General features: G+C 50.7%; 7 protein-coding genes. All 7 read left to right on the top strand.

What is annotated here, in order from left to right; all coding sequences use genetic code 11:
• Positions 1–621 precede the first annotated feature (621 nt).
• Positions 622–1668, top strand: coding sequence for a helix-turn-helix domain-containing protein (locus tag V5T57_RS11540; RefSeq protein ID WP_332891370.1), 1047 nt, complete (start codon positions 622–624; stop codon positions 1666–1668).
• A 123-nt stretch (positions 1669–1791) separates the two neighbouring features.
• A complete protein-coding gene (locus tag V5T57_RS11535) occupies positions 1792–3309 on the top strand; it encodes a TolC family protein (RefSeq protein WP_332891369.1) in 1518 nt (505 codons plus the stop codon).
• On the top strand, positions 3296–4228 hold the full coding sequence (locus tag V5T57_RS11530) for an efflux RND transporter periplasmic adaptor subunit (RefSeq protein ID WP_332891368.1): 933 nt from the start codon (positions 3296–3298) through the stop codon (positions 4226–4228). The genes V5T57_RS11535 and V5T57_RS11530 overlap by 14 nt, the downstream gene beginning before the upstream one ends.
• On the top strand, positions 4225–6072 hold the full coding sequence (locus V5T57_RS11525; RefSeq protein ID WP_332891367.1) for a GAF domain-containing protein: 1848 nt from the start codon (positions 4225–4227) through the stop codon (positions 6070–6072). The genes V5T57_RS11530 and V5T57_RS11525 overlap by 4 nt, the downstream gene beginning before the upstream one ends.
• 3 nt (positions 6073–6075) lie before the next feature.
• Entirely contained in the window at positions 6076–8232 is a 2157-nt protein-coding gene (locus V5T57_RS11520) for a hypothetical protein (protein ID WP_332891366.1), read from the top strand.
• On the top strand, positions 8229–10103 hold the full coding sequence (locus V5T57_RS11515; RefSeq protein WP_332891365.1) for a preprotein translocase subunit SecA: 1875 nt from the start codon (positions 8229–8231) through the stop codon (positions 10101–10103). The genes V5T57_RS11520 and V5T57_RS11515 overlap by 4 nt, the downstream gene beginning before the upstream one ends.
• A 335-nt stretch (positions 10104–10438) precedes the next feature.
• On the top strand, positions 10439–11146 hold the full coding sequence (locus tag V5T57_RS11510) for a response regulator transcription factor (protein ID WP_332891364.1): 708 nt from the start codon (positions 10439–10441) through the stop codon (positions 11144–11146).
• Positions 11147–11251: the final 105 nt, after the last annotated feature.

Genomic DNA, 11251 nt, shown 5'->3' with positions numbered 1-11251 from the left:
AATCTCACCCAACCAGATAAAAGCCTCCTTAGCTGATTGATCATGAACCAATCAGACAGCAGACCCTTTTATCATGGGATTCTTTTTAAGACTTATTGAGTCAAGCACCGGCCGCTACGCAACAGCCGACATTGGGTACCCCGGATGTGTCACCACCTCTAACCGGTCCCTTCTTTCTCGAAAGAAACAAGCACCCAGATCCAGACAGAGGTCACCAACACCTTTTCCCCAGCATCCTCATCATAATTCAAAATAGGAATCACAGTTTGTGTGAATGTCTCAAAATTTTGCTTGTCAGTCTCATAATTGAGTTTTGCCTAAAAAAAGCTCCAACTGGATGTAAAGTTTGTGGTAATAGAATAATGGGGATTTAGATTTACGCACGTCAATAGGCATTAAATCTCACTACACCCCTTAGGTGTACCGTGGAAAACAATGCCTTTTTGAGCAGAAAACAAGACGAGGTAAACAGTATTGTTTCAATCTGTTACACAGCGTAAACAGCACAGGCAACCTGATCTAGATCAGGTTCAAGTCACATGGACCACTTTTACGGAGGGTAGACTAAGAACCATGCGAACCACTTTGGTGGCGGCCTGAGTTCTTCATGCCATTGAGTTCATGGAAAAACTGGAAAAATCATTCTTCACCACACAAAACCTCCCTGTTGAGCAGCGTTTTTCCGCATGGCAGGAGAGTATTGGTGTCATGCTTGACAGCCGTGTAGACACCACCTCTGCAGCGACTAACTTTCAAGCTTCTGTGGAGAGTTATCTGGTCGACAACATTGTGCTTTCCCGCTGTAAAGCAGGCTGCCAAAAGTTTGATCGCCTCCCCATCCGTATTGCCCAGGATGGTATAGACCACTATATGATCCAAATTTTCACCCGAGGCCGGGTGGAGATGAATGTGGGGCAAAAAGAGATCATTGCGCCAACCCGAACCGTCGTGGGGTTTGATCTCAGTGAAGTGCTGGATAGCGTTAATACCGACTTTGACCTACTAAGTGTCATTATACCCAGAGAGCGCCTAGCACCATTACTACGCCACCCGGATACCATCCAAGGCACAGTGGTGGACTCAACCATTGCAGAAGGCAAACTGTTTGCTGATTTTTTAGAGGCCCTCTTTATCGCAGCCCCAACGTTGTCTCAGGCGGTGGGGACCCATACCGCCAATAGTTTGGTCCACTTAGCGGCGGCGGCGATGAATGGCGCCATGGATGTTGTGGACAACAACCCCCAAGCGATAACGCAGCACAGACTGCTTCAAGCACGGAACTATATTGAGCAGAACCTCTGTTCAGAAAAGTTAACCCCTCAGGCTATTGCATTAGGGTTGGGGCTATCTCGGGCATCTCTCTATCGGCTTTTCGAGCCTTTGGGTGGGGTTGCGGCCTATATCCGTAACCGACGCATCAAGCGTGCCTTCCGATTACTGGTCTCCCCCCCCAATCCAGATGCTGTTCAGCGCATCACAGATGTTGCTTTTGCGGTTGGCTTTAATGATGTCGCGCAGTTTAGCCGACTCTTTAAAGATCAGTATGGCATCACCCCATCCGAAGCCCGCAAACAAGGGACTAAATCTCTACAGGAGCGCCGCACCATGCCCCATTTTGAAAATATTGGGGACCACCTCTATGAACTGTGGATTGGTGACATTATTTAGCCCTCATGCAAATACCACGATGACCATAAACAATTATTTTCTCCTCAGCTTCTTCCGACATGAAACCGAAAAGAGAGAGAAAAACGATTGGACGACCGTTCGGGTTTCATGGAGTAAAAAACAGTGAATGCAACACATCGCCCTCTTATTTCTATCGCTCTGTTTTGTGCAATGCTCAGCTCTTCGGCATGGGCCATGACCGAGACCCAGACCGAGCAGCAGCCCCCCTTTACCTTGCAAAAAATGCTGGACCGTCTGGTGGAGCATAACGGTGAGTTGAAGATTCAATCTTTAGAGCGCCAAATTGCCGAAGCATCCGTTGAGAATGCACAATCCAGTTTTGAACCCACCCTTACAGCTTATGCCAAGCGGGAGAGTGAGTTTACCCGCAACACCGTTGAAGAGAAGCTCAGCCGCTCGACCTACGATGAATATTTTAATATCGTCAATGAAACTGGTTTTACCATCTCTAAAGCATTTGTGACCGGTACCAACCTGGATTTTGAAACCAAACTGACCGATAACCACAACAACTTGCAGTCCGACTCCACACGGGGACGTGAGTTTGATACCTATGTGGGCATGACCCTGACACAGCCTCTACTTAAAGGTGCTGGTCGCTCAGTGGCTACAGCCAACCTGCGTATGAGCGAAAAAGATTATGATATCGCCAAACACAGCGCAGAGCAGACACGCATGCAGGTCATTGCCCGTGCTGTGGCCGCCTACCTGGATCTGCAACTGGCCCACCAGAAGGTCGCCTTACAAGAGAGCTCCGTAGCTATTGCCAAAAAGCTGCTCTCCGACACCCAAGGGCAAAGCCGTGCCGGGCGCACTGCACGCACCGAAGTGTTGGATGCTCAAACCGGGGTAGATCTAAGGTACAACGAATCTCTCAATGCCAAACAGCAGCTGGCCACGGCTACCACAGCCCTGCAGACCCTGATCATGGACCAAACAGACGGTAAGTTTCGTCCGTTTAAAAATGTGCCTGCGTTGAGCTTGCCCGAGCTACCGGATCTGGATTATGAGCACAACATGAACCAGGCGCGTAACAACCGACCTGAGATGTTTGCCGCACGGACCAAAATGGCCAAGGAACACGTACGGCTAACCTATGCTAAAAACCAACGCCTGCCCCAGCTTGACTTGAACGGTAGTTATGGGGTGAACGGCATGGCCACCACGGTCAACCGCGCTTTTGATGATGCCTGGAAGGGGGACCATGCCAGCTGGTCTGTTTCCGTCACTTTAACCTCCCCACTGGATGGCGGGCGTAAGAGTAAAAGTGAACTGCTGGCTGCACGTAGCCGTCAAATTCAAGCCTCGACAGAAGCCAAGATGATGGAGGTTCAGATCGGCAACACGCTGGCCTCTACCCTCCAGCGTATTCACAGCCTACAAAGCCAGTTAAAGACCCTTAAAACAGTAGAAGAGCGCCAAGAAGAGCTCCTGGCCATCGAGATGAACCGCCTAAAACAGGGCAAAGGCAACGCTCGAAGAGTTCTGGAAAGAGAGACGCTGCTTAATGCCGCCAAGCAAAACCACCTGGAACATATGGCACTGCTGCATAAAGCACGTATTGACCTACTCCTTACCAATGGAACACTGCTTGAGGTATTGAACCTTGCCGCGCGCTAACCCATACCGACTGCTGTTGTTGGCACCCTGGCTGCTGGTTACTCCCATCCACGCCCAGGAAATGCCCCCAAGCCCTGAACCGTTAGCGTTGCAGCCCATGGTCACCTCACCCTATAAAAAACCTGAGGTTATTGAGGTACCCGCGGCTGATGATTCAGGCTTTGAAGGGATTGTGCATGCCCGCTATATGACCAGTATGGGTTTTCCCAGTACCGGCAAAATAATGGGTATTATCCATCGAGAGGGGGAGTCCGTAGAAAAGGATACACTGATTCTGCACCAAGACACCCAAGTGGAGTGGTTGGAGGTCAAACGCCGGGAGCTATTATGGAAGAGCAAAGCAGAACTCCAAGCAGCTCGTCAGCGCTTTAATGTGGCAAAAACCAAAAGGGCCACAGCCCGCCAACTGTTCAGCCAAGGTGGCTCCATAAGCCGTGAAGACAAAGAGAGTGCAGATCTGGAATATGATCTGGCCAAAACCGAGATCAAACGCCTAAAGACGATCGAGGCAAGAGAGAAGCTGGAGTATGAACTGGCTGTTGTCAACTTGGAACGACGCCGTATACGTGCGCCCTTTTCTGGCATTATCAGTCAGCTCAACACAGAGCTGGGCAGCAGTGTGGAGTCCAACCGAGCGGTGGTGCAACTGGTTGATCTAAGCCATTGTAACCTTGTGACCAACATTGAAGAACGCACCGCCCGCCTGCTTCGCAATGGTCAGCCCCTAACCGTGGCCTTAAACGATGGGATTGAGACCATTTATGTGCAAGGTCATGTACGCTTTATCGCCCCTGTTATTGATCCAGCCAGTGGTTTGATGGAGGTTAAAGTACGTTTTACCAACCCTAACAACCGCATTCGTCCGGGATCTTCCGGTCGTTTTTTTCTGCCTAAAGCAGCTGCCCCGATGGCACCATGAATGAGCCTTCTGCAACACTACCTACCCAAACCATGCCTCAACCGGCACTGAGCTTAAACGCTCTACGTCTCTTTGAAGGTCAGGCTCAACCCTTTTGGCAGCGCTTTCTAGAAGCGGTGCATCGGCTACACAGCCCGCCCTTTGTCATCATTCTGCAAAAAAAAGAGGAGGAGGAAACATGGTCTCCACTCATTTTGCACCCCAAAGAGGCAGCCCCCCAGCTCCCCACCCAGTTACCTGCCATCTTGGCGCTAACCGAGCAGATCGAAACCGAACAAGAAGGCGCGGTTCTCCAACACCCCACCGAGCAGGGGATCCTCCAGGGTCTTAACCTGGCCCGTCAGGAGAACACGCCTCATCTGGTCATGGTATTGGGCCCTATGGCAGAGGAGACCCTTCACAGTGCGTCCCTTGCGCTGTTAGCGGATATTCCTGCCCACTATCAGCGCAGTCGTCAACTCTCCCGTGCCCGTAAGGACATCACCCGTTTTGGGACGCTGCTGGATCTTCAGATCCTGCTCCATGAACAGGAAGGCTTTACCCACAGTGCCATCACCCTATGCAACGAACTGGCCTCACGGCTAGAGGTGGATCGGGTTGGTCTGGGGTGGATCACAGGTAATATGGTCAAGCTCAGGGCCATAAGCCATATGGAGCGGTTTGACCAAAAGCGTCAATCGGTGCAAAGCCTGGAAGCCGCCATGGAAGAGGTGCTGGACCTGGGGGAGGAGACGCTTTACCCCTTAGCCAGTGAACAGGCCCGCCCGCTTCCGGCGCATCAAAATTATGTGCAAAGCCAGCAAGCGGGACATCTGGTTGGTATTCCGCTGGATTTCCGTAAGCAACTCCTGGGTGTACTTATGTTGGAGCGTCGCGAACGCCCCTTTGAAGAGCATGAAGTATGGACCCTGCGTCTAATTGCCGACCATATCACCCCCCTGCTGGAACAACGCAGCCAACAAGATCGCTGGTTTGGTGCCAAGCTTGGTACCGGTCTGTTACGCATGGCCAGTTGGGTGCTGGGGCGTAAACAGATCAAGATTAAACTGGCCATGCTCACCATGGTTATGCTCATAGCCGGACTGTTCACCCCATGGACCTACCGTATTGAGGCCCCTTTTATTTTAAAATCTCAACAGGTATGGGTGCTTCCAGCTCCGTTTGATGGCTATATTGAGCAAGCCAAGGTTGAGCTTGGAGATGAGGTTAAAAAAGAGACCCCACTCTTAAGCCTGGACCAGCGTGAAATCTTATTGGAGGAGTCCTCCATTGAAGCCGAGATTGGACGCTATGGACGCGAGGCAGAAAAAGCACGGGCCAGCCGGGCCTTGGCTGACATGCGGGTTGCGCTGGCCATGCAAAAACAGGCCAAGGTCAAACTGAAACAGGTACGCACCCGCTTATACCAGGCCATTTTACGTGCCCCACTGGACGGCGTTATTGTACAAGGGGAGCTTAAGCAGAAAATTGGCGCCCCCGTCCGCAAAGGTGAAATGCTGGTTACGGTTGCAGGGTTGGAAGATCTGTATGCCACGTTAGATGTGGATGAACGTCAGATCCATGAACTAACGGGCCGGGAACTCAACCAGATCACAGGGGAACTGGCCTTTGTGGGTCGCCCCAATTTAAAATTTCCCTTCCACATCCGACGGATCAATCCGGTTGCGCAGGCCAAAGAGGGAAAAAACTTGTTTTTGGTGGAGGCTCAGCTCAAAGAACAGTCGGCCCCCTGGTTTAGACCTGGGATGAGCGGTATCGCTAAGATTGAAGTTGAAGAGCGCCCTCTCTACTGGGTTATTGGCCACCGTACACTGGCCTTTATGCGCCTGATGTTGTGGATCTAAGCGATGCTGACCACCCGTAAAACCTACAGTGAGTCCTGGCACCGCATTGCCAAAATCAAACTGGCCCTTCGCCCAACGGTTCAGGTCTCTAAACGACAGTTCCGCGGTGAACCTTGGTATCTGGTTCAGGACCCTTTTAGCAGTCAGTTTTTTCGGCTGCGCCCCAAAGCCTATGCCTTTATCCGTGACCTTACCCTAAAACAGACGGTAGAAGAGACTTGGCGAACCGCCCTGGAGCGTGACCCCGATGGCACACCCGGGCAAGAGGAAGCTCTGCAACTTCTCACCCAGCTCAACCAAGCCAACCTACTCTATTTTGACAGCACCGCTGACAGTGACCACCTGTATGAACGCCAAGCCCAGTATCGTGCCCGTATGCTTAAGGGGAAGATTATGGGTTTTTTGTTCATGCGCTTACCCCTATGGGACCCTGATCTTTTTCTTAATCAGCTCCAACCCCTTATTCATGCGCTGTTCAGCCGTATGGGGGCGCTCATATGGGTTCTGGTCATGGGGTTGGCTTTGAACACAGCGTTTGTCCATCAACAAGCTTTACTGGCCCAAGCTCAGGGTGTTTTGGCACCGGATAATTTAATTTTACTCTATTTAACCTTGGCAGGGGTTAAGACCCTACATGAAATGGGCCATGCCATGGCGTGTAAGCGCTTTGGTGGCGAGGTACATACCATGGGGGTAATCCTGCTGCTCTTTACCCCTATGCCCTATATGGATGCCACAGATAGCTGGCGTTTTGATAACCGCTGGCACCGGGTCTTAGTCGGCAGTGCGGGCATGCTGGTGGAGCTGTTTATTGCAGCATTGGCCACCCTGTTGTGGGCCTCATCCGCACCCGGTGTTATTCACAGCTTGGCCTACAACATTATGTTTATCGCTTCGGTCTCCACCCTGATTTTTAATGCCAACCCCCTACTCCGGTTTGATGGCTATTTTATCCTCTCAGACCTGGTGGATGTACCCAACCTATTTGCCAAAGCACGTAGTTACCTGATCTATTTGATCGAACGTTATATTCTATTGTTACCCAACCGGGAAAATCCATCCCAGAACCGCCGCGGCGCAGCTGGTCTCTTTAGCTACGGTGTGTTGAGCATGATCTACCGGTTGATTGTCTTTGGTGGAATTATTCTTTTTGTATCCGACAGCTACATGCTGTTTGGCATACTCATGGCCCTTTTTCTATTTGGAACATGGATATGGGGCTTATTGAGTAAGTTTGTCCGTTATCTTTGGAATGGAGCATCCCTGCACGGTTACCGTTTTCGTGCATTTGTCATTCTGGGACTCATGCTCACTGTGAGCAGCTTGGCTTTAGGCACCCTCCCCGCCCCCCATGAGCTACGCCTACCAGGGATTACACAAGCTCTGGACTACACGCCTGTCGTTAGTCAATCCGAAGGTCAACTGGTCGCTATTCATCCCACACCAGGCCGTCATGTGGATGTCGGTGCGCCCATACTACGCCTGGAGAATAAGGACCAAGCCCTTCAACTGGAATCTGCTCAGGGGCAATGGGAGCAAGTGACCGCGCTGGAAAAACGGGCAGGCGGTGTTGCTCAGGCCGATTTACAACCTGTACTACAGCGTAAAGCGGTTCTAAAAGCCATGATTGAGCATTTACAGGCGCGACATGCCGCTTTAGAACTGACGGCGCCAGAGCAAGGTCGCTGGCTACCAGCGGCTGAACTGGAAAGTTTGGGAAATTGGGTTCCACGAGGCATGGAGGTTGGACGCCTGCTTCAATCAGACCGTTACCGGTTTACCGCGGTACTGAACCAGGAAGAAGCATCTTTACTGTTCGCGCAAACGCCTACAGCCATTACGGTTCGGCTGCATGGCCGTGAAGCTCAGCAGCTTCAAACGGTTAATATGCAGATCATTCCCTATCAACGTGAAGAGCTGCCTTCAGCGGCACTGGGTTGGTTGGGGGGCGGAGATATTGCCATCTCTATGGATGACCAGGCCGGGTTAAAGAGCAGCGAGCCTTTTTTTCTTCTACAAGCTGACCTGGATCCAGAGCAGACGCATAACATTGGCCATGGGCACACCGGCATCATGCGCTTAGAGCTGATTAAAGAGCCCTTACTCAGCCAGTGGAAGCGCCGTTTAAGCCAGTTTTTACAACGACGCTATCAACTATGACGGCGCCCCCCAGCCATACCTACCCCATGTTTGCCGCCTCCCCCCCTACGGTGGCCACCACGTGTGCGGTACAACTGCTGGAAGCCACCAAACAGAAACTGGGCCAAGATCCAGATGTTCTACTGGAAGCTTTTACGGCTTGGCAACAGGCACCACAACCCGCTGCGGGTGATCATCAACAGGCTCAGCAACAGTGGCTATCAGGTGCGGCTCTGCTGTTTGCACTGGTCAGCCAAACGGCTGAAGTATCTATGACCTTACAGAGTGCAGAGGCTTTAATTGCTGTTCAGCAAGGCAAGATCGTCCTTTGGCCAGAACGTATGCAGCATGCACTTATTGCGGTATTACATGGGGTCCTTTTGCAACGACAGGACTATACGGTTTACCTTCTTCTGCGCAATGATGCTGAAGCTCAATCCCTATTACACGCACTACACCCCTTACTGAGCAAGCTGACCATCCCCCTTGCCCATGTGGCCGAAACCAGCACCCTTGATGAACGTCGACAGGCCCATAAGCAAGCCATTGTCTTGACCACAACCACCCAATTAATGAACGACCATCTACATGATCGTTTTCAAACCCGCGGGCTTATAGCTCAAACGCAGCGCCGCCGCTTGCGCTATCTGTTAGGCAAACAAGAAGAGACCCTACTACGCCCTTTGCTACAGTGTGCCCTGGTCTTGCTGGATGCCGACCATCTGTTACTGGATGAAGCGACAACCCCCCATATGCTTTCTGTACCGGCTAAGAACGATACCTTTTTAGAAGCCCTGCAAACCATGCATAATCTCGCCCGCGAGCTTAAGCTGGACCAAGATTATCTCTGTAACCACAAGCATCTATCAATCGCCTTAACCCCTAAAGGGCAGAGCCATTTTGAGCAACTGGTAACGTTGCTGCCTGGGATTTGGCAGGGTCCTCAACGAGGCCTTGAACTGCTTAATTATGTTTTAAAAGCCCGTCATTTTTTTGAGCGTGGGCAGACCCATAGTGTGGATGAAGCCTCCCTTCAACTTCTGGATCCTTTTACCCAACGTCCTGTACCTCAACGCATGTTGGAGCTGGGGCTTCACCAGGCGTTAGAGATCCGAGAAGGGTTACCACCAACCCCGCCCTCAGAAACCTTGGCGAGACTCAACTTCTCCCATTTTCTATCAGGCTTTCCGCAGGTTTCCGGGCTCTGTGCTACGGCCCAAAATGAGACATCCTTTATTCCTAGCTTCTACCACTACCCCGTACAAACCATTGCGCCCGTTGTGTGGCCGACCATTCACCACCTCAGCACAGGTCGTCTACAGCGGGCATGTGAGCAGATCCTAAAACAGGCACATCGGCCACATTTTTGGGTTGGACGCAGCCTTCCCCTTTTACAGACCGTTAAAGATCTGTTAACGGATCAAAACATACCACTCTGCAGCCTGTTTGATACAAATGGGGCAGATACCGAAGATCAGATATATCCCATATTACTGACAGAGCAGCAGTGGTTAAATTTAGCTCCTGAACTACTCTCTGCCCATTCAGCCCCGGCTCATGTTCTCTATTTAGAACCCATGGAAAACCGGCGCCAATGGTTTCATATGCTCGCCCCCCTGCAGGACCATGCCACAGATGCCACCATAACCCTTCTACTCTCTCCTCAAGCCGCCCTATTTAAGCAGTACCTGCCCAATGCTATATACCAAAGTTTACAGCTGTTAAGCCCTCTTCCCATCCCAGGATATACTTGGCTGATGAAAGGCTTGACCTGGGTGGCACAACAGCGCGCCAAAAAAATCCGTTACCTGCAACTTCAGGCCATTCAACAGAGCCATACGCATCAGCTTAAATCTCTTGGTTTTGGCTCATCCGTACACAACCAAAGCTAACCACAGGAGCCTGACCATTTCCGGTACAACAGACCACCCTGGCTTAAGCAAGGCCTTGTGTTATACACACGTGGTGCTACTAAAATTTTTAAGTGCTTTACTGAAAACCCCACACAACCTAATCTTTAATTTTACACATATCATTTTTTTTGTCGGTATAGCAATCTCAGATCATGCAATTTATTCTGCCTTCATCTATACTTAAAAAGATCACCTTCAACGCTTCCAAATATACTGGCTTTTTAAGCGGGAGAACCATGCATGCCCCCCTTAATAATAGATGAATGTGCGTTCTCTACGCTTGTGGTGATGTAAAATGATCGAGAGGCATGGCTATGAATGATCATAAAAAAATAAACATCATCATTGTCAGTCATGAGCAACCAACCCAGCACGTGCTCCATAACTGTCTTGCTGAGCAGGGCTTTATGGTAGATCTGGTGCAAGCTTCTACGGCCTTTCATCAACAGCTAAAGACTGAAAACTATCACATCGCTGTGCTTGATCTGACACAACCCAGTCAAAACGGAACAAGCTTGATACGCGACTTACGTCAAAAGCCCATGCTGGGTATTGTCATGCTCACCACATCGCAAGCGGATCAGGATCGGATTGAAGGCTACCACTGTGGTGCGGATCTGGTTTTTTCCAAACCTATTCATTGCACGGAAGTCTCTGCAGCCATTTATAATCTGGCCCAACGGTGTCAGGAAAAAGCCCCCTCCAACATACCCGCGAAGAGCAACTGGCGCCTGAACCTTGCGGATTGGCACCTGATTACCGCCTCAGGTATTGTCATTAAGCTGACCTCCAAAGAGATGGGCGTTGTCGACCTGCTCTCCAAAACACCAGGTCAGCCCATTCCGCGTGCCATGCTTTTAGAGAAGCTGAATTACAAGCATGATGAATATGGTAACCGCAACCTAGACGCACTGATTGGCCGACTTCGCACCAAGATATTTAAGAACGCCGGTGAAGAGGCGCCAATCCGTACCGTTTATGCCATCGGCTTTGCCTTTTCACACCGTATTGATCGCATCTGATCACGCCCACAAAACCACGAACAAGCCACAAGATACACCTTATATCATCAACTATAGTCATGCATAAAAACAGGGGTGAAAATAGGCCATCTTACGTTAGAGGGC

It is taken from the genome of Magnetococcus sp. PR-3 (genome assembly GCF_036689865.1).
In the GTDB taxonomy this organism is placed as follows: Bacteria; Pseudomonadota; Magnetococcia; order Magnetococcales; family Magnetococcaceae; genus Magnetococcus.
The sequence above is the reverse complement of the archived record's forward strand: the minus strand, read 5'-3'. Positions and strand labels throughout refer to the sequence as shown.